This is a genomic window from Nocardioides dongkuii, from assembly GCF_014127485.1.
In the GTDB taxonomy this organism is placed as follows: Bacteria; Actinomycetota; Actinomycetes; order Propionibacteriales; family Nocardioidaceae; genus Nocardioides; species Nocardioides dongkuii.
The window spans coordinates 3,878,237-3,901,029 of record NZ_CP059903.1; the positions used below are offsets into that span (position 1 = coordinate 3,878,237).

Consider the following 22,793-nt stretch of genomic DNA (forward strand, 5'->3'; position numbering starts at 1 on the left):
CGCCAGCCTAGGACCCTGCGGTCGACCCGCGGCGGCCGGAGCGCGGGTGCAGGAACCACTCCATCCGCCGGGTCATCCACGGCAGGGCCACGTAGGTCATCACCGGGGTCATCACCAGCACCGACGCGAACACCCGCAGCGGCAGCGGCCAGCCGGGGACGAGCTGGCCGGAGCCCCAGTTGACGCTCAGGCTCAGCGGGAAGAAGACCATGAAGATCACGACCATCTGCTTCCACCGCGGCGGCGGGGTGGGGGCCGTGCGGAGGTCGCTGACGTCCTGGGTGGTCGGCTCGTCGAACCAGCCCTCGATGCCGGTACGGCGCTCCATCCGCGACTCGACCACGCCGAGACCGACCGCGGAGGAGCGCCACCACTGGCGCTGCGGCGACTGCTCCCAGGCGAGCAGCGCGTCGGGGTCGGCGAAGCGGTAGAGCATGTGCCACTCCTCCGAGCCCGGCTCGGGTCGCACCCAGCCGGCGCCCAGGAACCCCGGGAACCGCTGCGCCAGCGTCACGCCGGACTCGACCCAGCTGAGCATCTCGGCCTCGTGGCCGGGGTCGAGGTGGCGGGTGATGGAGACGGTGACGGGTGCGGCGGTCGTGGTGGTGGCGGTGCTCATGGAGCCATTCTCGCGTGCTGGGGCATCCCGCTGGGCACCGAGGGCGGGTGGACGAGCCCGACCCGCGCCGGTGGCGGATCCTGGGCGTCTCCCTCGTGGTCGGGTTCATGTCGCTGCTGGACGTGACGATCGTGAACGTCGCGATCCCGTCGATGCGCACCGGCCTGGACACCTCGGCCGGCACCGTGCAGTGGGTGGTGTCGGGCTACGCGCTCGCGTTCGGGCTGACCCTGGTCGCAGGAGGCCGGCTCGGCGACGCCTACGGCCGCCGCCGGATGATGCTGGTCGGGCTGGCCGGGTTCGTGCTGGCCAGCGCCGCGGTCGGGTTCGCGCCGAACGCCGCGCTGGTGGTCGTCGCCCGGCTCGCGCAGGGCGCCTGCGCGGGGCTGCTGACGCCGCAGAACTCGGGCCTGATCCAACAGCTGTTCCGCGGCGAGGAGCGGGCGCGCGCGTTCGGCCTCTTCGGGCTGGTCGTCTCGCTCGCCTCCGCCACCGGTCCGCTCCTGGGCGGCCTGATCATCGCGGTCGCCGGCGAGGACGACGGCTGGCGCTGGCTGTTCCTGATCAACGTGCCGATCGGGCTGGTCGCCGCGCTGGCCGTGCTCCGCCTGGTGCCGGGCCGGCCCCCGGGCACGCGCGAGGAGGGCGCCGGCATCGACGTGGTCGGCGCGCTGCTGCTGGGCGGCGCGGTGCTGTGCCTGCTCTACCCGCTGGTCAGCGTCGAGGGCGGCGCCCGGCTGCCGCTGGTGCTGCTGGTCGGGTTCCCGCCGCTGCTGTGGGCCTTCACGACCTGGGAGCGCCGTCGGGCCCGGCGCGAGCAGCCGCCGCTGCTCGACGTCGCCCTGCTCCGCGGCCTGCCCGGCTTCGCCAACGGGTTCGCCGTGGGGTCGCTGTACTTCACCGGCTTCACCGGGGTGTTCCTGGTCCTCTCGGTGTTCCTGCAGGACGGCCGCGGCCTCTCGCCGCTCGCCGCGGGTGCGCTGATCACGCCGTTCGCGGTCGGGTCGGCGATCACCAGCCCGCTCGCGGGCCGCCTGGTGTCCCGCGCCGGCCGGGCGCTCACCGTGGTCGCGCTGGTCGTGATGATGACCGGCGTGCTGGGCGTGGCCCTGCTGGTCCCGGGCCGCGGCGTCGGGGAGCTGTGGTGGGCACTGGTCCCGCTGCTGCTGGTGGCGGGGCTGGGCGGCGGCGCGGTGGTCTCGCCGAACTTCACCCTCACCCTCGCCGACGTGCCGCCGCGGATGGGCGGCGCCGCCGGCGGCGCCCTGCAGACCGGGCAGCGGATCGGCTCCGCGATCGGCGCCGCGCTGCTGATGACCGCCTACCAGGTCGGCGCCGCCCGCTCGGCCGACCACGGGCTGCGGGTCGCGCTGCTGACCGCGCTGGTGGTGCTGAGCCTGGCGCTGGTCACCGCCGTGCGGGCTAGAGGATCGCGCCCGGAACGTACGCCGCCGCGGCCGGGTGCCGCTCGGTGACCTCGGCCACTCGGCGTACGACGGCCTGGACCTGGTCGACCGCCGCGCCGGTGAAGGTGATCGGCTCGGCGACCAGGCCGGCGAGCTGGTCGGCGGTGAGCCCCAGCCGGGGGTCGGCGGCGAGCCGGGCGAACACGTCGTTCTCGGCCTGCCCGCGGCGCATGTCGAGCGCGGTGCCGACCGCGGCCTCCTTGATCGCCTCGTGCGCGGCCTCGCGGCCGACGCCGTTGCGGACCGCGGCCATCAGCACCTTGGTGGTGGCGAGGAACGGCAGGTAGCGGTCCAGCTCGCGCTGGATCACCGCGGGGAACGCGCCGAACTCGTCGAGCACGGTGAGGAAGGTCTGGAACAGCCCGTCGGTGGCGAAGAACGCGTCCGGGAGCGCGACGCGGCGGACGACGGAGTCGGAGACGTCGCCCTCGTTCCACTGGTCGCCGGCGAGCTCGCCGATCATCGAGACGTAGCCGCGGACGACGACCGCAAGACCGTTGACGCGCTCGCAGGAGCGGCTGTTCATCTTGTGCGGCATCGCCGAGGAGCCGACCTGGCCCTCCTTGAAGCCCTCGGTGACCACCTCGTTGCCGGCCATCAGCCGGATGGTCGTGGCGAGGTTGGAGGGGCCGGCGACGAGCTGGGCGAGGGCGGTGACCACGTCGTAGTCCAGCGAGCGCGGGTAGACCTGGCCGACGCTGGTGAGCACCCGCTCGAAGCCGAGGTGGGCGGCGACCCGCTGCTCGAGCTCGGCGAGCCGGTCGCCGTCCCCGTCGAGGAGGTCGAGCATGTCCTGGGCGGTGCCCATCGGGCCCTTGATGCCGCGCAGCGGGTAGCGGGCGAGCAGGTCCTCGACCCGCTCCAGCCCGAGGAGCATCTCGTCGGCGACGGTGGCGAACCGCTTGCCGAGCGTGGTCGCCTGCGCGGCCACGTTGTGGCTGCGCCCGGCCATCACCGTGGCCTGGTGCTCGGCGGCGAGCCGCCCGAGCCTGGCCAGCGTGGCGACGGTGCGGTCGCGCAGCAGCGTCAGCGACTGGCGCACCTGCAGCTGCTCGACGTTCTCGGTGAGGTCGCGGGAGGTCATCCCCTTGTGGATGTGCTCGTGCCCGGCGAGCGCCGCGAACTCCTCGATGCGCGCCTTCACGTCGTGCCGGGTGACCCGCTCGCGCGCGGCGATCGAGGCGAGGTCGACGCCCTTCTCCCCCAGCGCGACGACGTCCTCGTAGGCCTCGACGACGCCGTCGGGCACCTCGACGCCCAGGTCGCGCTGCGCGCGGAGCACCGCGACCCACAGCTGCCGCTCCAGGACGATCTTGTGCTCGGGCGACCAGATCGCGGCGAGGTCGGCCCCGGCGTACCGGGTGGCGAGGACGTTGGGGACAGTCACGGTGCCCGATCCTCCCACGCCCAGCAGCGTCAGGCGGACGCCGCCGCCTGCGCGATGTCCGTGCGGTGCTGCGCGCCGGGGAACTCCACCACGGCGACCCCGGCGTACGCCGCGGCGCGGGCGGCGGCCAGGTCGGGCCCGTTGCCGACGACGGCGAGCACCCGCCCGCCGGCGGTGACGAGGCGACCGCCCTCCGTGGCGGTGCCGGCCTGGATGACGTGCACGCCGGGGAGCGCCTCGGCGTCCTCGATGCCGGTGATCACGTCGCCGCGGCTGGCGCTCTCGGGGTAGCCCTTGCTCGCCATCACGACGCCGACCGCCGAGCCGCTCCGCCACGACGGCGGCGGCACCTCGTCGAGGGTGCCGGTCGCGGCGCCGAGGAGCAGCGGGCTCAGCGGCGAGTCCAGGAGCGAGAGCAGCGGCTGGGTCTCGGGGTCGCCGAAGCGTGCGTTGAACTCCACGACCCGGGTGCCGGCGGCGGTGAGGGCGAGGCCGGCGTACAGGAGCCCGGCGAACGGCGTCCCCCGCTTCGCGAGCTCGTCGACGGTCGGCTGCAGCACCGTCGCGAGCACCTCGTCCACCAGGTCCGCGGGGGCCCAGGGCAGCGGCGTGTAGGCGCCCATCCCGCCGGTGTTCGGGCCCTCGTCGCCGTCGCCGATCCGCTTGAAGTCCTGCGCCGGCTGCAGCGGGTAGACCGTGCGGCCGTCGGTGATCGCGAACAGGGAGACCTCGGGACCGTCGAGGTACTCCTCGACCACGACCCGCCCACACTGCCCGGCGTGCTCGAGCGCGGCGGCGCGGTCCTCGGTCACCACGACGCCCTTGCCGGCGGCGAGCCCGTCGTCCTTGACCACGTACGGCGAGCCGAGGTCGTCGAGCGCGGCCTCGACCTCCTCGAGGGTGGTGCACAGCCGCGCCCGGGCGGTCGGCACGCCGGCCGCCTGCATGACCTCCTTGGCGAACGCCTTGGACCCCTCCAGCCGCGCCGCCGCGGCGGTCGGCCCGAAGACCGGGATCCCGCGCGCCGTGACCGCGTCGGTGACGCCGGCGACCAGCGGCGCCTCCGGGCCGACGACGACCAGGTCCACCTCGAGGTCGAGGGCCAGCGCGGCGACCGCCTCGCCGTCCATCGGGTCGACCTCGTGCAGGGTGGCGACGGTGGCGGTCCCCGGGTTGCCGGGGGCGGCGTGCACCTCCGTGACGCCCGGGTCGAGCGCGAGGGCGCGGGCCAGGGCGTGTTCGCGGCCGCCGGAGCCGATGACGAGGGTCTTCACGGGCGTGGAGCCTAGTGGCGTTCTCAGACCAGCTCGTGCCGAACGACCGTCGCGGCCCGCGACGGGCCGACCCCGACGACCGAGATCCGCGCGCCGGACATCTGCTCCACGGCGAGCACGTAGTCACGCGCGTTCTTGGGCAGGTCGTCGAAGGACCGCGCGTCGCTGAGGTCCTCCCACCAGCCGGGGAGGTACTCGTAGATCGGCTTGGCGTGGTGGAAGTCGGTCTGGTTCACCGGCATCTCGTCGTGGCGCACCCCGTTGACGTCGTACGCCACGCACACCGGGACCTGCTCCAGGCCGGTCAGCACGTCGAGCTTGGTGAGCACGAAGTCGGTGACGCCGTTGACGCGCGCGGCGTAGCGGGCGATCACCGCGTCGTACCAGCCGCACCGGCGCGGCCGGCCGGTGGTGACGCCGAACTCGGCCCCGACCTTGCTGAGGTGGGCGCCGAAGTCGTCGAACAGCTCGGTGGGGAACGGGCCCTCGCCGACGCGGGTCGTGTACGCCTTGACGATGCCGACGACCCGGTCCAGGCGCGACGGCGGGATCCCCGAGCCGGTGCAGGCGCCGCCGGCGGTGGCCGAGGAGGAGGTCACGAAGGGGTAGGTGCCGTGGTCGACGTCGAGCAGGGTCGCCTGGCCACCCTCGAGGAGCACGGTCTCGCCCCGGTCGAGCGCCTGGTTGAGCAGCAGCCCGGTGTCGGCGACCATCGGCCGCAGCCGCTCGGCGTACTCGAGCAGCTCCTCGACGACGGCCTCGACCGTGGCGGCGCGGCGGTTGTAGATCTTGGAGAGCACCTGGTTCTTCAGCTCCAGCACGCCCTCGACCTTCTGGGTGAGGATCTTCTCGTCGAAGATGTCCTGGACCCGGATGCCGACGCGGTTCATCTTGTCGGCGTACGTCGGGCCGATGCCGCGGCCGGTGGTGCCGAGCCGGCGGCTCCCGAGGAACCGCTCGGTGACCTTGTCGAGGGTGCGGTTGTAGCTGGCGATCACGTGCGCGTTCGCGCTGACCTGGAGGCGGCTGACGTCGACGCCGCGCGCCGACAGCGCGTCGAGCTCCTGGAACAGCACCTCGATGTCGATCACGACGCCGTTGCCGATCACGGGGACGACGTTCGGGCTGAGGATGCCGCTGGGGAGCAGGTGCAGGGCGTACTTCTCGCGCTGCCCGTCCGGGGTGTCGATGACGACGGTGTGACCGGCGTTGTTGCCGCCGTTGAACTTCACCACGTGGTCGACACGGCTCCCGAGGAGGTCGGTCGCCTTGCCCTTCCCCTCGTCGCCCCACTGGGCACCGATGATCGCGATCGCAGGCATTCCTGCTCCCTCTCGGCAGAGAACTCGACCCATGGAACTGGGCACATGAAAAGGAGCCCCGGCGCAAGTGCACCGGAGCTCTTGCGCAGTCACGTTACCAAAGACGACCGGGCGTCCCCACGTCGTCGGGATAGGGTCCGCCGCGTGGACCCGCTCCTCGTGATCAGGAACAGCGACGCCGGCCCCGACGACGAGGAGACCCTCGACCGGGCGCTGGCGGTGCTGCGCGAGCGCACCTCCGTCGAGGTCGCGGCCACCGCCAACCCCGGTGAGCTCGACGGCGCCCTCACCCGGGCCGGGTCCCGCCGGATCGTGGTCGCCGGCGGCGACGGCAGCCTGCACGCGGTGATCGCGGCGCTCTACCGCCGCCACGACCTGCACGGCTCCGTGCTCGGGGTGCTGCCGCTCGGCACCGGCAACGACTTCGCCCGCGGCAACGGGCTCCCCCTCGACGTCGAGGAGGCCGCCCGCGTCGTGCTGGACGGCAGGGTCTCCCCGATGGACCTCATCGTCGACGAGCTCGGCGAGGTCGTCGTCAACAGCGTGCACATCGGCGCCGGCGCGCAGGCCAGCCGGCTCGGCGGCCGCTGGAAGGACCGCCTGCACTCGGTCGGCGTCGGCTCCCTCAACCTCGGCAAGCTCGGCTACCCCATCGGCGCCCTGCTGGCGGCGTTCAAGCCGCCGTTCGTGCGGGTCCGGGTCGAGGTCGACGGGCAGGTGGTCTCCGACTTCGACCACCCGGTGCTGATGGTCGCGGTCGGCAACGGGTCGCACGTCGGCGGCGGCACCGAGCTGGTCCCGCACGCCGACGCGCGCGACGGGAAGATCGACGTGATGGTCTCGATGGCCATCGGCCCGCTGGCGCGGTTCGGGTACGTCGCGGGGCTGCTCCGCGGCACGCACCCGGAGCGCGACGACGTCGCGTACCTGCGCGGGTCGACGGTGTCGGTCAGCGGCGAGGAGTTCTGGTGCAGCGCCGACGGCGAGGTCTTCGGACCCGAGCGCACCCGCACCTGGCACGTCGAGCCCGCGGCGTACTCGATGCTGCTGCCGGCCGGGCCGCGCGACGCCTGACCCGCTCAGATCCAGCCGCGGCGGGCCGCCTCGACGCCCGCCTGGAACCGGCTCTCCGCGCCCAGCTCCGCGAGCAGGTCGGCGACCCGCCGGCGCACCGTCCGCAGGCTGACGCCGAGCCGCCGGGCGATCTGCTCGTCCTGCGCCCCGGAGGCGAGCTGCTCGAGCAGGAACCGGCGTACGTCGGGCCGCGCGTCGCCGCCGTCGAGCCCGGTCACCGGGGCCGCGCGCTCCCAGAGCGCCTCGAACCAGAGCGTCAGCGCCTGGACCACGCCGCGCTGCCGGATGAGCGCGCGGGGGGTCTCGACGTACCCCAGCGGCTCGGGGAGCAGGGCGTGCGTGGCGCCGATGACCAGCATCCGGGTGGGCAGCTCCGGCAGGACCCGGACCTCCTCCCCGACCGCGGCCCGGTGCGCCAGGATCTCGGGGACCTCGGTCACCGCGCGCACCGGGTAGATGGCCCGGGAACGGCGACCCTCGGCGACGGCGGCGCCGACCATGGCGGCCATCGCCTCCTCGCGCTGCTTGCGGAACTGGTCGGGGCGCAGCCAGAGCAGGTCCCCGCGGCTGGCCGGCACGAGGGCCTGCACCAGGGCGCCCACGTCGCCTCCCGCGCTCAGCTCGCCGTCCAGCGGGACGACCTCGGAGCCCGGGTCCGCGTGCGGGTTCCGCGAGGCGGTGAGGAACGGGATCGCGGTGGCGACCGCGGCGAGCTGGCTGTGCGCCCGGGCCGCCGACGCCGCCGTCTCGCTCAGCATCGCGCCGACCGCCTCGACCGGGCCGACCAGGTGCAGCCGGGTCCCGTCGATGCTCGCGATGCGGTGCTCGAGCAACGGCCGGAGCCGCCGCTCCAGCTCCTCCGGCGTGACCCCGAGCGACTGGGCGACCGACACCAGCTCCCGCCCGGACTGCGTCAGCACCTGGTCGTACAGCACCTGGACCGATCGCGGGAACCCCAGGGCGGTCATCAGCGAGGACGGTGCACCACGGGCCATGCCCGCAACGTACGGCTCCCGCACCCCCTTTCTCCACAGGCGCTCTAGTAGCGTGGCCGGTCGGACCAGCAGGACCCCCGAGCGAGCACGAGCAGAGCAGGAGCGCAGGCACCGATGGCACGAGGCAGCAACCAGGGCGAGCCCACCGACTGGGTGACCCGCGCGGCCGACGACGCCATCCGGCACGCGCGGCAGACCGGTCCCGAGGACCGGTTGATCACCTGCGCGTCCGGCGCCAGCCCGTCGGGCCCGATCCACCTGGGCAACCTGCGCGAGTTCCTCACCGTGCACTTCGTCGCCGAGGAGATCCGCCGCCGCGGCCACGCGGTCCGCCACCTGCACAGCTGGGACGACTTCGACCGGTTCCGCAAGGTGCCCGCGGGCGTCGACCCCTCCTGGTCCGAGCACATCGGCCGGCCGCTGTCCGCCGTCCCCGACCCCTGGGACTGCCACCCGTCCTGGGCCGAGCACTTCAAGGAGCCGCTGCAGCACGCGCTCCGCGAGCTCGGCGTCGAGATGGAGGAGGTCTCCCAGACCGAGCGCTACCGGGCGGGCGCCTACACCGAGCAGGTGCTGCACGCGATCCGGCACCGCGACGACATCGAGCGGGTGCTCGCCCAGCACCGCACCAAGAAGGTCGAGCCGGTCGCCGAGTCCGAGGAGGAGGCCGCGGCGCTCGCCGACTCGGTCGCCGACGCCGAGGACGAGGTGACGGCGGGCGGCTCCGGCGACCTCGCCCGGTTCCCGTACAAGCCCTACTGCCGCCAGTGCGGCCGCGACACCGTCGAGGTCACGGCGTACGACGACGACTCGACCGACCTCGCCTACACCTGCTCGTCCTGCGGGTACGCCGGCAGCACCAACGTCGCGACCGAGCACGAGGGCAAGCTGGTCTGGAAGGTCGACTGGCCGATGCGCTGGATGGTCGAGGGCGTCGACTTCGAGCCCGCCGGCCTGGACCACATGACCCCCGGGTCGTCGTACACGGTCGGCAAGGACGTCGTGAAGCGGGTCTTCGACTTCCGCGCGCCCTCGTCGGCGACGTACGCGTTCGTCGGCGTGGCCGGCATGCAGAAGATGTCCTCCTCCCGCGGCGGCGTCCCGACCGCGGCCGACGCGCTGCAGGTGCTCGAGGCGCCGATCCTGCGCTGGCTCTACGTGCGCCGCCAGCCCAAGCAGGCCTTCAACGTCGACTTCGGCGCCGAGGTCGTGCGCCTGTACGACGAGTGGGACGCGCTCGCCCGCAAGGCCGCGAACCCCGACAAGCGCGACGCGCAGGTGCTCGCCTTCGAGCGCGCGTCCGCGACCGCGGCCGCGGGCAGGCTGCCGACGCCGAAGGTCGTCGTCCCGTTCCGCCAGCTCTCGTCGGTCGCCGACGTGACCGCGGGGAGCGCCGAGCTGGTCAGCCGGATCGTCGGCGAGGTCGGGTACGCCCACGACTCGGTCGACGACCTCCAGCCGCGGCTGGGCCGGGCGATGACCTGGACCGCTGACTACGTGCCGGAGTCCGAGCGCACCACGGTGCGGGCGACGCCCGACGAGGACCGGCTCGCCGCCCTCGACGAGGACGAGGAGCTCTGGCTGGCCCAGCTCCTCGACCGGCTCCCCGACGAGCCGGACGCCGACGAGCTCACGACCCTGATCTACGGCGTCCCCAAGCTCGGCCGCGGGCTGGGCCTCGACGACCCGCCGACCGACGAGGTCAAGGCCGACCAGAAGCGCTTCTTCCGGCTGCTCTACCAGCTGCTCGTCTCCGCCGAGCGCGGCCCGCGCCTGCCCACGCTGTTCCTCGCGCTCGGCTCGGAGAAGGTCCGCTCGCTGCTCCGCCCGCCGGCGGGGTGAGTCCTGGCAGGAGGCCGAGCGCGGAGGTCGGGGTCGACGCTCCGTTGACGTAGCCGAACGTACCTATCGCGTCCGGACCGTCGACGTGCCCGGGGGCGAGCCGTGGACGGAGCGGACGGCTGCCGGCGGGCTGCGCCGCGCATGTAACGCGGTGTTTGCTGCACTCCTGCGGTGCTGCGGCACCGCGCAAGAGTGGTGGACACCGCGTTACAGCTGGCGGTGGTGACCTCCTCGGCCAGCTGGTGTCGCCAGATCCGGTCGTCAGGCTGCGCGCGGACCTGGCAGGGACACACCGGCGCTCACACCAGGTACGCCGCGGGCAGGCCGACCAGCGTCACCAGCGCGGTCGCGCCCGCGGCCAGCCCCAGCAGCGGCCGGGCGGTGCGCCGCAGCACCCGCACGTCGACCGAGCAGCCGAGCGCGAACATCGCCGTGGCCAGCGCCGCGGACTGCACGACCGAGGCGGCCTCCAGCGCCACGGGCGGTACGACGGACGCGCTGCGGGCCGCGGCGAGCACCGCGAAGGCGACCACGAACGCCGGCACGAGCGGCGGACGCGTCCCGGGGCCGGTCGCGCGGGTCCGCCAGGACACCACGGCGAGCACCGGCGCGAGCAGCAGCACCCGCGCCAGCTTGACCACGACCGCCACCTGGAGCGCGGCGCCGCCGAGCAGCCCCCCGGCGACCACGACCTGACCGACCTCGTGGACCGACGCGCCGGCCCAGGCGCCGGCGCCGACCGGGTCGAGACCGAGCAGCAGGGCCGCGGCCGGGAGCCCCAGCATCGCCGCGCTGCCGAAGACCACCACCAGGGAGACCGCGGCGGCGACGTCCTCGTCCCGCGAGCGGCGTACGCCGTCCACCGCGGCGACCGCGGCCGCGCCGCAGATCGAGAACCCGCACGCGACCAGCAGCGCCTGCTCACGGTCCACCCCGAGCAGGCGGGCCAGCGCGAGGGTGCCGAGGATGCCGAGCCCGACGACCCCGGCCGCGACCGCCAGCACCGGCCAGCCGAGCGCGGTCACGTCGTCGAGCGCGAGCTGCAGCCCGAGCAGCGCGACCCCGACGCGCAGCACCTGCCGCGAGGCGACCCGCAGGCCGGGACGCAGCGACGCGCCCGGCAGCCCCGCGGCGCCGACGGCCAGCCCGGCGACGACCGCGACGAGCGTCGCCCCGAGCAGCGGCACCCGGGCGTGCACCAGCACCGCCGCCGCCCCGCCGGCGGCGGCGAGCAGCAGCCCGGGCAGCGCGGGCAGGACACGGGAGGGCACCTTCCCAGGCTCCCCCGCCCGCGCCCGTCGCGGTAGCCGTCAGTCGAGCCTCAGCCCATGCGCTGTTGATATGAGCGAAGTGCAGGGCATATCGTCAACGCATGACCTCCCGACCCGATCTCACCGCGCTCGACCTGCTCGTCCGGGTCGCGGAGACCGGGTCGCTGGGCGCCGCCGCCCGAGGGGTCGGCATGGCCCAGCCCAACGCCAGCCGCGCCCTCGCCCGGCTCGAGCGCCAGCTCGGCCTCACGCTGCTGGTCCGCACGCCGAGCGGGTCGCGGCTGACCACCGAGGGCGAGGTGGTGGTCGCCTGGGCGCGCGACGCGGTCGCGGCGATGGACCGGGTCGCCCTCGGGGCCCGCTCGCTGGCCGCCGCGCGGGCCGCGCACCTGACCGTGGCCGCGAGCCTCACCGTCGCCGAGCACCTCGCGCCCCGGTGGCTGGCGCGGTTCCGGCGGACCCACCCCGACCTGCACGTCAGCCTGGACGTCGGCAACTCCGGCGAGGTGCTCGAGCTGGTGACGAGCGGGACGGTGCCGCTGGGGTTCGTGGAGTCGCCGACGGTGCCGCGCACGGTCGCGTCGACGACGGTCGCCCGCGACACCCTGGTCGTCGTCGTGGGGCCCGGCCACCCGTGGGCCCGCCGGCGTACGCCGGTGCGCGCCGCCGAGCTCGCCGGGGCCGCGCTGGTGCTGCGCGAGACCGGGTCGGGCACCCGGGAGACCCTGGAGCGGGCGCTGACCCGGGCCGGCGTGGCGCTGGACCGCTCCCGCCTCGAGCTGGCCAGCACCGCGGCGCTCAAGGCGACCGCCGCCGAGGGCGAGGCGGCCGCCGTGCTCAGCGAGCTGGCGGTGGCCGGCGAGGTGGCGACCGGTCAGCTGGTGCCGGTGCCGGTCGAGGGCCTGGACCTCACCCGCGCGCTGCGGGCGGTGTGGCTGCCCGAGCGCCGTCCGGACGGGCCCGCCGCCGAGCTCGTCCGGATCGCCAGGGACTAGACCGAGCCGAGCAGCTCGTCGTACGCCGTCGGGCTGGAGTCGCGCAGGAACTCCGAGCAGCGCTCCCACTCGGCGGTCTCCCCGATCGCCTTCGCGGCCTGCGCGAGCAGCGCGAGGCAGGTGAGGAACCCGCGGTTCGGCTCGTGCTCCCACGGCACCGGGCCGTGGCCCTTCCACCCGTTGCGGCGCAGCAGGTCGAGGCTGCGGTGGTAGCCCACGCGCGAGTAGGCGTAGACGGTCACCGGGTCCAGGCCGTCGTCGACGGCCGCCACGGCCAGCGTCGCCCAGGCGAGCGGCGAGTCGGGGTGGCGGCGTACGACGTCGACGGGGTCGACGCCGTCGGTCAGCTCGGCGCTCGCCGGGTCGGCGGGGAGGTGGGTGGGGGGCGGACCGGCCATCAGGTCGACGTGACTCATGACCCCAGTGTCCACGCCGCGCCGCGGCCGGGTCGCCCTACCCCCGCGGCGGCTTCGCGAACAACGGCGGCGCGGGGCAGACCTTGCCCGCCGCGGGCAGCTCTCGGCCGACGAGGTAGCCGGCCATCGTCCGGCGCGCGCAGCGTCCGGTGCCGAGGGCGCCGTGGCCCCAGCCGTCGTAGGTCACCAGCCGCGAGCCGGCGAACAGCCCGTGCACCCGGCGGGCGCCGCTGATCGGCGTCGCCGGGTCGTGGCTGTTGCCCACCACGAGCAGGGGGTACGCCGTGCGGGTGCGCCACGGCCCGCGGTAGGAGTCGGCACCGGAGCCGATGCCCTCGCGGGCGCACAGCGAGGACACCCAGGTCCACAGCGGTCCGAAGCCGGGGGCCTCCCGGTCCGCCCGGGCCGCCGCGCGCACCCAGGCCCGGGGACGATCGGGGTTGCGGCTGTCGCTGCACATCACGGCAGGCGACTGCACCCCGACGCGGCGCCCGGCCGGGGCGGTCCAGGGCCCACCGGCCGCGCGCCGCTCGTGCACCGTCGCGACCCGGCGGTGCAGGTCGAGCAACCGGGTGCTGCGGCGGGCGCCCGCCGGTGCCGAGGCGGCCCGGTCGAGCTCGTCGACGTACTCGAGGATCAGCGGGACGGCCGAGGCGTCGTAGAGCAGGCTGGTGACCAGGGAGATCAGGTCCCGGTCGGAGACCCTCTCGCCCTCGATCCGGATCGGCCGCGCGGCCGCGCGGGCGAGCACCCGCTCCCAGGTCTCCTGCGGGGCGGCGGCGATCGGGCACCGCTGCTCGCCGACCCTCGCGCACTCGGCGAGGGCCGCCATCAGCGCCTCGTGGGAGCCGGCACCGCTGCGGACGCGGGTCGAGAACGGGTCGCGGGAGCCCGGCTCGCCCGTCGACCAGGCCACCGGGTCGAGGACGCCGTCGACGACCATCGCGCGGATCCGGTCGGGGAACATCGCGGCGTACGTCGCGCCGAGGTAGGTGCCGTAGGAGATGCCGAGGTAGCTGATCCGCCGCTCCCGCAGCGCCCGCCGGACCAGCTCCATGTCGCGGGCGTTGTCGGCGGTGCTGGCGTGGTCGGTCAACGGGGTGGCGGCGCGGCGGCAGGCCCGGCGCACCCGGGCGTCGCTGCGCAGCTGGGCGGCGATCTCCTCGGTGGTCCGCGGGTAGGCCGGGAGGGACCGCGGGCGCGGGCCGCGGCAGCTCACCTCACCGCTCCCGCCGGTCCCGCGCGGGTCGATGCCGACGACGTCGAAGCGGGCCTGGACGCGGTCGCCGAGCAGGTGGGCTGCGTACCCCGCGAACTCCGCCGAGGGCCCGCCGGGCCCGCCCGGGTTCACGAACAGGGTGCCGATCCGGGCGCCCGGACGCACGGCCGCCACCCGGGCGAGGTGCAGCCGGGTGCGGGCGCCGTGCGGGCGGTCGTAGTCCAGCGGCACCCAGATGTCGGCGCAGGTGGTCCGCTGCCGGATCCCGGCGGCCCGGCCGCTCTCCCGGCCACTGGCGCTGCCGCTCTCATCGGAGCGGCAACGGCCCCACCGCAGCGCCGGCAGCGGCGCCCGGGCGACCTGCGCCCCGGCGGCCGGCCGGTCCGAGACCGGTCGGCCGGCGGCCGGGGCCGAGGCGGTCACCGGCCCCGACGCGGGCAGCAGGACCAGCAGGACGCCGGCGAGCGCGGCGAAGGACGACAGGGCGCGGAGCCCGGAACGGATCGGCACGCTCCGCACCCTAGGGGCGGAGGAGGGGAATCAGCCGATGGACTTGCCCGCGGAGCTCAGGTGCTCGCACGCCTCGACGACCCGCGCGGCCATGCCGGCCTCGGCGGCCTTGCCCCAGGCGCGGGGGTCGTACTGCTTCTTGTTGCCGACCTCGCCGTCGACCTTGAGCACGCCGTCGTAGTTGCGCAGCATGTGGTCGGCGACCGGGCGGGTGAAGGCGTACTGGGTGTCGGTGTCGACGTTCATCTTCACGACGCCGTAGCCGACCGCCTCGGCGATCTCCTCGGCCGTGGAGCCGGAGCCGCCGTGGAAGACCAGGTGGAAGGGCTTGCTGCCGGCCTCGAGGCCGAACTCGCCGACGACCGCGTCCTGGGCGTCCTTGAGCACGCTCGGGCGGAGCTTGACGTTGCCGGGCTTGTAGACGCCGTGCACGTTGCCGAAGGTCAGCGCGGTCATGTAGTAGCCGCGCTCGCCGTACCCCAGGGCCTTGGCGGTCGCGATGGCGTCGGCGGGGGTGGAGTAGAGCTTGTCGTTGATCTCGTGGGCCACGCCGTCCTCCTCGCCGCCCACGACGCCGACCTCGATCTCGAGGATGATCTTGGCCTGGATGCAGCGCTCGAGGAGGTCCTCGGCGATCACCAGGTTCTCCTCCAGCGGCACCGCGGAGCCGTCCCACATGTGCGACTGGAACAGCGGCGCCTCGCCGCGGGCGACCCGCTCGGCGGAGATCGCGAGCAGCGGCCGGACGAAGCCGTCGAGCTTGTCCTTCGGGCAGTGGTCGGTGTGCAGCGCGATGTTGACGGGGTAGCTCTTCGCGACCTCGGCGGCGTACGCCGCGAACGCGACGGAGCCGGTGACCATGTCCTTGACCGAGGGGCCGGAGAGGTACTCCGCGCCGCCGGTCGAGACCTGGATGATGCCGTCGGAGCCGGCGTCGGCGAAGCCCTTGAGCGCGGCGTTCAGGGTCTGCGAGGACGAGACGTTGATCGCGGGGAACGCGTAGGCCGCGCCCTTCGCGGCGTCGAGCATCTCGGCGTACTTCTCAGGGGTCGCGATGGGCATCTGCGGGGCTCCTCGGCGGATCGGCGGGCGTGCCCGTCACCCTAGTCGCTTCCGGCCGGTCGCCCGAAGGGTGCCGACGTACGCTCGCCGACATGCGTCGCCGCCCGGCCCTGCGCTCCTCCACCCGCAGCAGCGAGGTGCCGGTCGCCGCATCCGCGGCCTGGCGGGTGGTGGCCAGCGGGCAGGACCGCCCGCAGTGGTACGCCGACGCCACGCCGTTCGTCGTCCGCGCCGGCGTGGACCGCGCGCTCGGCGGCGCGGGCCACCGCTGGCGACCACCCGGGACGCCGGTCCTGACGACGGGTGACCGCGCGGGGTTCTGGGTCGTCGAGGAGGCCAACCACGACGCGCGTCGCCTGGTGCTGCGCGCCGACGTGCGCGCCCCGGGCGAGGTGCGCCTGGAGGCGGGCGTGACCCCGCTCGCCGAGGACCGGTGCCGGATCACGCTGCGGGTCTCGTTCGCGCCGGCCGGCGTGCTCGGGCGGGCCTACCTGGTGACCGACCTGGCGGCGCGCGAGGTGGTCACCGAGCTCGCCCAGCGCCGGCTGCTCGCCGACGTACGCCGTGGAACCTGAGCGGAACTGGGTACCAGGACACGCGCGGGAGCGCGACGTGGCCGGCGGGCGTCGGGGGCTCGCCGGCCCTCAGCGCCCTCGACGCACCGAACGGAGTGCGCCGGCACCCGCCACCACGCCGCCGCCGGCCAGCGCGAGCAGCAGCCAGCGGGCGCCACCGGCGCCGACCCAGGCCTGCTCGGGGGCCGCGGCCCGATCCGCTCCGTGCCCGCCGGCCGCGACGGCGCCCGGCACGGCAGCTCCCGTCCCGGCGTCGCCCGAGCCGGCCTGGGCGCCCCCGGCGGAGACCCCGGCGCCCCCGGCTCCCCCGGCGGAGACCCCGGCGGAGATGGCGTCGCCGACGTCCCCCGTCTCGGTCGTGGCGCTCACGACCAGGTCGAAGACCAGGCGGTCGGTCATCACCTCGTTCGTGGCCCCGAGGGGCAGGCCGATCCTCAGCTCCACCTCCCCCGACCGCCCGGGCGCGAGCCGGCCGGGGAGACGCCGCGCCGTCTCGAGAGCGGTCAGCGGTCCGGACCACACCGGGACCCCGTCCTGGACGACGGCGACCTCCAGCCAGTCCCCGAGCTCTCCGCCGTCGGCCTCGCAGTCCTCCCCCGCCGCGCGCGTCTCCGCCGGGAGGCAGCCGTTCTCGTCCTCGGAGGTGACCCGCACCGACAGGCTCATCGCCGCCGGCTCGCGGGACGGGTTGCTCATCGTCACGACGCTGGTCTCGGAGGAGCCCGGCTCGAGTCCCGCACCGCCGAGGACGGCGCCGTCCCGGACCTCGACCAGTCCGTCGGCCGCCGACCCGGCCTCGGGCCCGGCCATCGAGAGCACGGCAACGCCCGTCACCAGCACCGACCGCCACCGCACCACCGTCGGAGTCTCGGTCCCGGCGGCGGCCCGCTGCATCGGCAAAGTTGTGGATCCCCGGCCCGCCCGGCCCGCCCGGGTCAGGCGGGTCAGCCCCGCCAGGCGGCGTCGTCGCCGAGCTCGGCGTGTGCGCGGACCCAGGCGTGCATGGCGATCGCAGCGGCGGCCGAGGCGTTGATCGAGCGGGTCGAGCCGAACTGCGCGATCGAGAAGGTGCCGTCGCAGGCCGCGCGGGCGGGCTCGGACAGCCCCGGGCCCTCCTGGCCGAACAGGAAGCAGACCCGCTCGGGCACGGCCATCGTCTCGAGGTGCTGGGAGCCCGGCAGGTTGTCGATGCCGAGGAGCGGCACCGGCCCGTCCGGGAGGCCGCGGAGGTACGCCGCGAGCGCCGCGACGTCGGGGTGGTGCCGGACGTGCTGGTAGCGGTCGGTGACCATCGCCCCGCGCCGGTTCCAGCGCCGGTTGCCCACGATGTGCACCTCGGCCGCCAGGAACGCGTTGGCGGAGCGCACGATCGTCCCGATGTTGAAGTCGTGCTGCCAGTTCTCGATCGCGACGTGGAAGCCGTGCCGGCGGGTGTCGAGGTCGGCCACGATCGCCTCGAGCGACCAGTAGCGGTAGCGGTCGACCACGTTGCGCCGGTCGCCCGCGGCGAGCAGCGCCGCGTCGTACCGCTCGCTGCCGGGACCGGAGGGCCACTCCCCCGCCCAGGGCCCGACGCCGACCTCGGGCGGACCGTGCGGCATCGGGTCGTACGGCGCCCGCTGCTGCTCGTCGGTGTCCTCCACGGCACGAGACTAAAGGCGCCGCCGGCCGCTCAGACTCGGGCGGTACCGTAATCGCGTGGTCGTCGTCCCGCTCTGGTCCCATGCGCTCGTGCCCGGCCTGGACTGGATGGACCCGCAGTGGCTGCTGGAACGGTTCGGGACCGAGTTCCTCTGGATCAGCCTGCTGATCATCTTCATCGAGTGCGGCCTGTTCTTCCCGTTCCTGCCGGGCGACACCCTGCTCTTCGCCCTCGGCATCTTCATCGCGACCGAGCGGATCGACCTGTTCCCGGGACCGCCGCTGGCCGAGCTCGCCATCGTCCTGGCCCTGCTCACCGTGGCGGCGTTCCTGGGCAACGTGGTCGGCTACGAGATCGGCCGCAAGCTCGGGCCACCCCTCTACGCCCGGGACGGGCGGCTGCTGAAGAGGAAGTACTTCGACCAGACCGAGGTGTTCTTCGACAAGCACGGCAACAAGGCGCTGGTGATCGGCCGGTTCGTGCCGTTCGTGCGGACCTTCATCACCGTGGTCGCCGGCGTCACCCGGATGGAGCGTCGCCGCTTCTTCCTGTGGAGCTTCATCGGCGCCCTCCTGTGGGTGCTGAGCATCACCGCGCTCGGCTACTGGCTGGGCAAGAAGGTGCCGTGGCTGGGCGACAACATCGACTACGCGATCATCGCGATCCTGGTCTTCGGCTCCATCCCCATGGTCTGGGAGTGGCGGCGGCACCGTCGTACGTCGGGGCCGGAGGCCGACGACAACGACCACGACGGGCGACCGGACCGCGACATCACCGGCGCGCCGGTGCCGCCGCGCACCGACACCCCCTGAGCCCTGGGGTCAGTCCTGGGGTCGGTCCTCGCGGAGGGCGGTCCGGCTGGAGCGGATCCGGATCAGGACGTACCAGCAGACGCCGGCCAGCACCGCGGCGATGACGACCCACTGGAAGACGCCGACGACCCCCTCGACCCGGTGCCACTGCTCGCCGAGCTGGTAGCCGGCGACCACGAAGGTCACGTTCCAGATCGTCGAGCCGGCCAGGGTGAGCAGCAGGAACTGCCCGAACGGCATCCGCTCCAGGCCGGCCGGGACGGAGATCAGGCTGCGGAAGATCGGGATCATCCGGCCGAAGAACACCGCCTTGCGGCCGTGCCGGGCGAACCATCGCTCGGTCTTCTCCAGGTCCTCGACCTTGACCAGCGGCAGGTGGCGCCAGATCCAGTACAGCCGGTCCCGGCCGATCACCATGCCGAGCACGTAGAGCGCGACCGCGCCGACCACGGACCCGGCGACGGTCCAGCCGATCGCCTCGGCGAGGGTGAACGAGCCGCGGCTCGCGGTGAAGCCCGCGAGCGGGAGGATGATCTCGGAGGGCAGGGGCGGGAACAGGTTCTCCAGCGCGATCGCCAGCCCGGCGCCGGGTGCCCCGAGCTGCTCCATCAGGTCGACGGCCCAGCCGGCGACCCCGGTGAGGTCCTCCCCGTCCCCGGCGCTCACCGCGCGGCGTTCCGCGCCGCGTCGAGCTCGGCCTTGGTGAGCACCGCGCGGACCTCCAGGCCGACGTCCGCGAGCGGGTTCTCGCCCTCGGGGCTGCGGTCGATCGCGCAGACCACGACCTCGACGATCGCCCCGGCCTCGCGCAGCGCCCGCGTCGCGTCGCGCACCGCCCCGCCGGTCGTGATCACGTCCTCGATGAGCGTCACCCGGCGCCCGGCGACGTCCCGGCCCTCGGCGAGCTTGCAGGTGCCGTAGGTCTTGGCCTGCTTGCGCACGAAGACCGCGGAGTGGCCGGTCAGGTAGCTCACCATCGTCGCGATCGGCACCCCACCCAGCTCCAGGCCGCCCAGCAGCTCGGTGTCGCTCGGCAGGATCTGCACCATCTCGCGCGCCACCCGGGAGAGCAGCGCGGCGTCGCCCTCGAAGAGGTACTTGTCGAAGTACTCGGTCGCCTGCTGGCCCGAGCGCAGCGTGAAGCTGCCCGTCAGCCGGCAGCAGGCGTCGATGTCGGAGGCGAGCTCGCGGTCCACAGTCGTCACCGGGCCATCATCGCGCACGGTGGAACCTGGCGTGCGGGGTGTCGGTTTCCCCGGTGATCCGGGGAAACCGGATGTTCTCGGCCAGAATTTCCCCTGAGAACGTCAGGCTCTCCCTGATCACCGGGGAATCGCCCCACCCGCCGTACCCTCGACCCATGCCTGGACGTCTGGCCCAGCGGCTGCGAGGGATCCCGCCGACGATCTTCACGGAGATGTCCGCGCTGGCGGTGCGGACGGGGTCGGTGAACCTCGGGCAGGGGTTCCCGGACGTCGACGGGCCGCCGGGCGTGATCGCGGAGGCGGTGCGGGCGCTGCAGGGCGGCCAGAACCAGTACGCGCCGGGCCCCGGCGTACCGGCGCTGCGGCAGGCGGTCGCGCGGCACCAGCAGCGGCACTACGGGATCGAGCTGGACCCCGACACCGAGGTGGTGGTGACCACCGGCGCGACCGAGGGGATCGCCGCCGCACTGCTTGGGCTGGTCGACCCCGGCGACGAGGTGGTCGTGCTCGAGCCCTACTACGACTCCTACGTCGCGATGATCCAGATGGCCGGAGCCGTACGGCGCCCGGTCACCCTCCGCGCCCCGCACTTCCGCCTCGACCCCGACGCGCTCCGCGCGGCCGTCACGCCGCGCACCCGGCTGGTGCTGCTCAACTCCCCGCACAACCCGACCGGCACCGTGCTGACCCGCGCGGAGCTGCAGGCGGTCGCCGACGTGGCGCTCGAGCACGACCTGGTCGTCGTCACCGACGAGGTCTACGAGCACCTCACCTACGACGCCGAGCACGTGCCGCTGGCGACCCTGCCCGGCATGGCGGAGCGGACGCTGACCCTGTCCAGCGCCGGCAAGTCCTACTCGTTCACCGGCTGGAAGGTCGGCTGGGCGACCGGGCCGCGCGAGCTCGTGGGGGCGCTGCTCGCGGCCAAGCAGTGGCTGACCTTCACCTCCGGGTCGCCGCTGCAGCCCGCCGTCGCGCACGCCCTCGACCAGGAGCCGGACTTCCCCCGGCGGCTCGCCGAGCAGCTGCGGGCCCGGCGTGACCTGCTGTGCGCCGGGCTCGCGGACGTCGGGATGACCGTGCGGGTGCCCGAGGGCACCTACTTCGCGACCACCGACGTCTCCGAGCTGGGCTGGGAGGACGGCCGGTCCTTCTGCCTGGCACTGCCGGAGCGGGCGGGCGTGGTGGCGATCCCGGCGCAGGTCTTCCACGACGACGTCGAGGCCGGCCGGCACCTGGTGCGCTGGGCGTTCTGCAAGGAGCCCGCGGTCATCCAGGACGGCCTGCGCCGGCTGGGCTCCGCCCGGCTGCACGCCTGAGCAGCCCCGGGCTCAGCCCCAAGGCTGGGTGGTGCCGGTGGGCAGCTCGCCCTGGCCCGGCTGCCCGCGCCGGGCGTACCACTCGTTGGCGCCGCCGGTGAAGAGCAGCACGATGACCGCGACCGCCGCGAGGAACGGGACCACGGAGACCACCGACCCGACCGTGGGCACGCAGACCAGGGCGGTGACCGCGGCGGAGACGACCAGCATGGTCCGGGCCACCTGCGAGCGGCGCATCGCCAGCACGGCGAGCACGAGCGCGACCAGCGCCCACAGCGCGAACGCCAGCGTCGTGACGATCACGATCGTGGCCAGCTCGTCGCCGGTGAAGTCCCGGATGTTCTCCTGGCGCAGCTGCTTCTCGATCTCGGAGACCATGTCGTCGCGCAGCACCAGCATCATCAGTGCGACCCCGCCGAACAGCAGGAACGCCAGCGCCGACATCACGATCGTCGTGATCGCGGCCGCCGTGACGGTGCCCGGACGCCGGTCAGGGTCGCCCGACGGCGCCGGCGGGCCGCCGTACGGCGGGGTCGGCTGCTGGCCGTAGGGGGACGACGACTGGCCGTACGGCTGCTGGCCGTACGGCTGCTGGCCGTACGGCTGGTCCGGCGGGTTCGAGTCGCTCATACCTCAGATCGTCCCACGACCGGCGTACCACCGGCGGACCTCGGGACGCGCCAGGAGCGCGGTGGTCACCGCGCTCCCGATCATGGGGACGAGGAGCGGGAAGCTGCCGACCAGGACGCCGGCGAGGCAGCCCGCGCCCGCGACCGCCGCGGAGACCAGCAGCGCCACCCGGGCCCAGCCGGCCCGGCGGAACGCGAACCAGGCGAAGACGGCGGCGACCGTGCACCAGACCACGAGGATCCCGGCCATCACGACCGTCGTGCCGACGAGCAGGTCCTCGGAGAGGTCCTCGGCCATCGCCGGCTCCTGGCGGCGCACCTCGTCCATGACCAGGTCGGGGGTCAGCAGGATGACGACCGCGGTGAGCAGCATCCCCACCGCGACCAGCCCCGCGAAGGTCCAGGTCAGCGCGCACGCCCAGACCACCGCCGGGGGACGGCGCTCGGGCCCGCCGACCTGGGTCGGCTGCCCCGGCTGGCCGGGCCGGCCCAGGGCCTCGGGGTGCGCCGCGGCGGCGGTGCCGAACCCGGGGTAGGCGCGGGCCTCGCCCTGCGGCGGGACGACGACCTGCGGCTGCGACGCCCCGGCGCTCCCGTGGGCGACCGGCTCGCGCACGTGCTCGTGCGTGGCGTGCTCGTGCGTGACCTCCGCGGGGCGCGACTCGGGGGTCGCGCGCTCGGGCTCGCGGCGCTCGATGCCGTCGAACCAGTCGCGCGAGGGCTGCATCCACAGCATCGCGACGGAGACCGCCACGACCGAGGACAGGAAGCCGCCCGCGACCAGCCCGGTGAGCAGCAGCGGCACCGCGAGCACCGAGAGCGCGATCCGCGCCGCCCGCGAGCGGCGCAGCACCTGGGTCCCCAGGATCACCGCCGCGGTGGCGCACGCCGCGGCGACCATCGACCCCACGCGCAGGATGTCGAGGACGCCGTTCACGCTCAGGCCGAGGCCCTCCCCGGGGGGATCGGCGAGGAAGTCCTCGACCGCCTCGCGGGTCTCCAGCGAGCGCAGCCCGGCGATCTGGTCGAAGACCGCGATGACCAGCAGCACCGACCCGGCCATGATGAGCGAGGCCGCGACGGTGACCTGGCGGGGACGGGTGCTGGCGGTGTCACTCATGCGGCCATTCCACCAGAGCGGCCCTCACGGCCCGACAGC

22 protein-coding genes are annotated in these 22,793 nt (G+C 74.5%); 7 read left to right on the forward strand and 15 right to left on the reverse strand.

The annotated features are described in order from the left end of the window. Positions 1–7: 7 nt before the first annotated feature. Positions 8–619 carry an antibiotic biosynthesis monooxygenase gene (locus H4O22_RS18770; protein ID WP_182524824.1) on the reverse strand — a complete coding sequence of 204 codons (612 nt, stop codon included), beginning with the start codon at positions 617–619 and terminating at the stop codon, positions 8–10. Between the two features lie 47 nt (positions 620–666). Here H4O22_RS18770 and H4O22_RS18775 point away from each other — a divergent pair, with 47 nt between their 5' ends. Then, positions 667–2,094 carry an MFS transporter gene (locus H4O22_RS18775; RefSeq protein WP_244963025.1) on the forward strand — a complete coding sequence of 476 codons (1,428 nt, stop codon included), beginning with the start codon at positions 667–669 and terminating at the stop codon, positions 2,092–2,094. Here H4O22_RS18775 and purB read toward each other — a convergent pair. From purB to H4O22_RS18790, 3 genes are read right to left on the reverse strand one after another with little or no spacing between them, the layout of a single operon-like run. Beyond that, positions 2,042–3,472 (reverse strand): adenylosuccinate lyase, encoded by a 1,431-nt coding sequence (gene purB, locus H4O22_RS18780; RefSeq protein ID WP_182524825.1) that lies wholly within the window; start codon positions 3,470–3,472, stop codon positions 2,042–2,044. The genes H4O22_RS18775 and purB overlap by 53 nt on opposite strands. A gap of 29 nt (positions 3,473–3,501) precedes the next feature. Beyond that, positions 3,502–4,746 carry a phosphoribosylamine--glycine ligase gene (purD, locus tag H4O22_RS18785; protein ID WP_182524826.1) on the reverse strand — a complete coding sequence of 415 codons (1,245 nt, stop codon included), beginning with the start codon at positions 4,744–4,746 and terminating at the stop codon, positions 3,502–3,504. Positions 4,747–4,769: 23 nt separating this feature from the next. Continuing rightward, positions 4,770–6,068 (reverse strand): adenylosuccinate synthase, encoded by a 1,299-nt coding sequence (locus tag H4O22_RS18790; RefSeq protein ID WP_182524827.1) that lies wholly within the window; start codon positions 6,066–6,068, stop codon positions 4,770–4,772. Positions 6,069–6,212: 144 nt separating this feature from the next. Here H4O22_RS18790 and H4O22_RS18795 point away from each other — a divergent pair, with 144 nt between their 5' ends. After that, on the forward strand, positions 6,213–7,142 hold the full coding sequence (locus H4O22_RS18795) for a diacylglycerol/lipid kinase family protein (RefSeq protein WP_244963026.1): 930 nt from the start codon (positions 6,213–6,215) through the stop codon (positions 7,140–7,142). 5 nt (positions 7,143–7,147) lie between these two features. Here H4O22_RS18795 and H4O22_RS18800 read toward each other — a convergent pair whose 3' ends face one another. Continuing rightward, positions 7,148–8,137, reverse strand: a complete 990-nt coding sequence (locus H4O22_RS18800; protein ID WP_182524828.1) for a helix-turn-helix transcriptional regulator — start codon at positions 8,135–8,137, stop codon at positions 7,148–7,150. A gap of 114 nt (positions 8,138–8,251) precedes the next feature. On the opposite strand from H4O22_RS18800, the gene lysS reads away from it, so the two are divergent. After that, entirely contained in the window at positions 8,252–9,979 is a 1,728-nt protein-coding gene (gene lysS, locus H4O22_RS18805; RefSeq protein ID WP_182524829.1) for a lysine--tRNA ligase, read from the forward strand. A 299-nt stretch (positions 9,980–10,278) separates the two neighbouring features. Here the strand turns inward: lysS and H4O22_RS18810 are convergent, their stop codons facing one another. Beyond that, on the reverse strand, positions 10,279–11,250 hold the full coding sequence (locus tag H4O22_RS18810) for a YeiH family protein (protein ID WP_182524830.1): 972 nt from the start codon (positions 11,248–11,250) through the stop codon (positions 10,279–10,281). Between the two features lie 101 nt (positions 11,251–11,351). On the opposite strand from H4O22_RS18810, the gene H4O22_RS18815 reads away from it, so the two are divergent. Then, positions 11,352–12,245, forward strand: a complete 894-nt coding sequence (locus tag H4O22_RS18815; protein WP_182524831.1) for a LysR family transcriptional regulator — start codon at positions 11,352–11,354, stop codon at positions 12,243–12,245. Here the strand turns inward: H4O22_RS18815 and H4O22_RS18820 are convergent. The 3 genes from H4O22_RS18820 to fbaA are packed head-to-tail and all read right to left on the reverse strand — an operon-like array spanning position 12,242 to position 15,452. After that, a complete protein-coding gene (locus H4O22_RS18820) occupies positions 12,242–12,661 on the reverse strand; it encodes a DUF3151 domain-containing protein (protein ID WP_182524832.1) in 420 nt (139 codons plus the stop codon). The genes H4O22_RS18815 and H4O22_RS18820 overlap by 4 nt on opposite strands. Before the next feature lie 37 nt (positions 12,662–12,698). Further along, complete coding sequence (locus H4O22_RS18825) at positions 12,699–14,390, reverse strand: alpha/beta hydrolase (protein WP_182524833.1); 1,692 nt, start codon at positions 14,388–14,390, stop codon at positions 12,699–12,701. Between the two features lie 30 nt (positions 14,391–14,420). Further along, a complete protein-coding gene (gene fbaA / locus H4O22_RS18830) occupies positions 14,421–15,452 on the reverse strand; it encodes a class II fructose-bisphosphate aldolase (protein WP_182524834.1) in 1,032 nt (343 codons plus the stop codon). A 92-nt stretch (positions 15,453–15,544) separates the two neighbouring features. On the opposite strand from fbaA, the gene H4O22_RS18835 reads away from it, so the two are divergent. Next, a complete protein-coding gene (locus H4O22_RS18835; protein ID WP_182524835.1) occupies positions 15,545–16,027 on the forward strand; it encodes a DUF2867 domain-containing protein in 483 nt (160 codons plus the stop codon). 69 nt (positions 16,028–16,096) lie between these two features. Here the strand turns inward: H4O22_RS18835 and H4O22_RS18840 are convergent, their stop codons facing one another. Together H4O22_RS18840 and H4O22_RS18845 are read right to left on the reverse strand one after the other, a co-directional pair. Next, a complete protein-coding gene (locus H4O22_RS18840; RefSeq protein ID WP_182524836.1) occupies positions 16,097–16,921 on the reverse strand; it encodes a hypothetical protein in 825 nt (274 codons plus the stop codon). 50 nt (positions 16,922–16,971) lie between these two features. Then, the gene (locus tag H4O22_RS18845) at positions 16,972–17,628 is read right to left on the reverse strand and encodes a TrmH family RNA methyltransferase (RefSeq protein WP_182527227.1); all 657 of its coding nucleotides are present in this window, start codon (positions 17,626–17,628) and stop codon (positions 16,972–16,974) included. A 97-nt stretch (positions 17,629–17,725) separates the two neighbouring features. On the opposite strand from H4O22_RS18845, the gene H4O22_RS18850 reads away from it, so the two are divergent. Further along, positions 17,726–18,481 carry a DedA family protein gene (locus H4O22_RS18850; RefSeq protein ID WP_244963027.1) on the forward strand — a complete coding sequence of 252 codons (756 nt, stop codon included), beginning with the start codon at positions 17,726–17,728 and terminating at the stop codon, positions 18,479–18,481. Between the two features lie 9 nt (positions 18,482–18,490). Here H4O22_RS18850 and H4O22_RS18855 read toward each other — a convergent pair whose 3' ends face one another. Together H4O22_RS18855 and pyrE are read right to left on the reverse strand one after the other, a co-directional pair. Continuing rightward, positions 18,491–19,147 (reverse strand): DedA family protein, encoded by a 657-nt coding sequence (locus H4O22_RS18855; RefSeq protein ID WP_244963028.1) that lies wholly within the window; start codon positions 19,145–19,147, stop codon positions 18,491–18,493. Further along, positions 19,144–19,686, reverse strand: a complete 543-nt coding sequence (gene pyrE, locus H4O22_RS18860; RefSeq protein WP_182524837.1) for an orotate phosphoribosyltransferase — start codon at positions 19,684–19,686, stop codon at positions 19,144–19,146. The genes H4O22_RS18855 and pyrE overlap by 4 nt, the downstream gene beginning before the upstream one ends. 155 nt (positions 19,687–19,841) lie before the next feature. On the opposite strand from pyrE, the gene H4O22_RS18865 reads away from it, so the two are divergent. After that, the gene (locus H4O22_RS18865) at positions 19,842–21,005 is read left to right on the forward strand and encodes a pyridoxal phosphate-dependent aminotransferase (RefSeq protein WP_220451210.1); all 1,164 of its coding nucleotides are present in this window, start codon (positions 19,842–19,844) and stop codon (positions 21,003–21,005) included. A 12-nt stretch (positions 21,006–21,017) separates the two neighbouring features. Here the strand turns inward: H4O22_RS18865 and H4O22_RS18870 are convergent, their stop codons facing one another. Together H4O22_RS18870 and H4O22_RS18875 are read right to left on the reverse strand one after the other, a co-directional pair. Next, positions 21,018–21,635 carry a hypothetical protein gene (locus H4O22_RS18870; protein ID WP_182524839.1) on the reverse strand — a complete coding sequence of 206 codons (618 nt, stop codon included), beginning with the start codon at positions 21,633–21,635 and terminating at the stop codon, positions 21,018–21,020. Positions 21,636–21,638: 3 nt separating this feature from the next. After that, on the reverse strand, positions 21,639–22,754 hold the full coding sequence (locus tag H4O22_RS18875) for a hypothetical protein (RefSeq protein ID WP_182524840.1): 1,116 nt from the start codon (positions 22,752–22,754) through the stop codon (positions 21,639–21,641). Positions 22,755–22,793: the final 39 nt, after the last annotated feature.

What these genes read in the sequence shown, in the direction of transcription:
- H4O22_RS18820 (WP_182524832.1), bottom strand. Translation starts at nt 12,661, where the DNA reads ATGAGTCACGTCGACCTGATGGCCGGTCCGCCCCCCACCCACCTCCCC.
- H4O22_RS18870 (WP_182524839.1), bottom strand. Translation starts at nt 21,635, where the DNA reads ATGAGCGACTCGAACCCGCCGGACCAGCCGTACGGCCAGCAGCCGTAC.
- H4O22_RS18800 (WP_182524828.1), bottom strand. Translation starts at nt 8,137, where the DNA reads ATGGCCCGTGGTGCACCGTCCTCGCTGATGACCGCCCTGGGGTTCCCG.
- H4O22_RS18835 (WP_182524835.1), top strand. Translation starts at nt 15,545, where the DNA reads ATGCGTCGCCGCCCGGCCCTGCGCTCCTCCACCCGCAGCAGCGAGGTG.
- fbaA (WP_182524834.1), bottom strand. Translation starts at nt 15,452, where the DNA reads ATGCCCATCGCGACCCCTGAGAAGTACGCCGAGATGCTCGACGCCGCG.
- H4O22_RS18865 (WP_220451210.1), top strand. Translation starts at nt 19,842, where the DNA reads ATGCCTGGACGTCTGGCCCAGCGGCTGCGAGGGATCCCGCCGACGATC.
- H4O22_RS18815 (WP_182524831.1), top strand. Translation starts at nt 11,352, where the DNA reads ATGACCTCCCGACCCGATCTCACCGCGCTCGACCTGCTCGTCCGGGTC.
- H4O22_RS18875 (WP_182524840.1), bottom strand. Translation starts at nt 22,754, where the DNA reads ATGAGTGACACCGCCAGCACCCGTCCCCGCCAGGTCACCGTCGCGGCC.
- lysS (WP_182524829.1), top strand. Translation starts at nt 8,252, where the DNA reads ATGGCACGAGGCAGCAACCAGGGCGAGCCCACCGACTGGGTGACCCGC.
- H4O22_RS18840 (WP_182524836.1), bottom strand. Translation starts at nt 16,921, where the DNA reads ATGCAGCGGGCCGCCGCCGGGACCGAGACTCCGACGGTGGTGCGGTGG.
- H4O22_RS18790 (WP_182524827.1), bottom strand. Translation starts at nt 6,068, where the DNA reads ATGCCTGCGATCGCGATCATCGGTGCCCAGTGGGGCGACGAGGGGAAG.
- H4O22_RS18770 (WP_182524824.1), bottom strand. Translation starts at nt 619, where the DNA reads ATGAGCACCGCCACCACCACGACCGCCGCACCCGTCACCGTCTCCATC.
- H4O22_RS18845 (WP_182527227.1), bottom strand. Translation starts at nt 17,628, where the DNA reads ATGCCGCACGGTCCGCCCGAGGTCGGCGTCGGGCCCTGGGCGGGGGAG.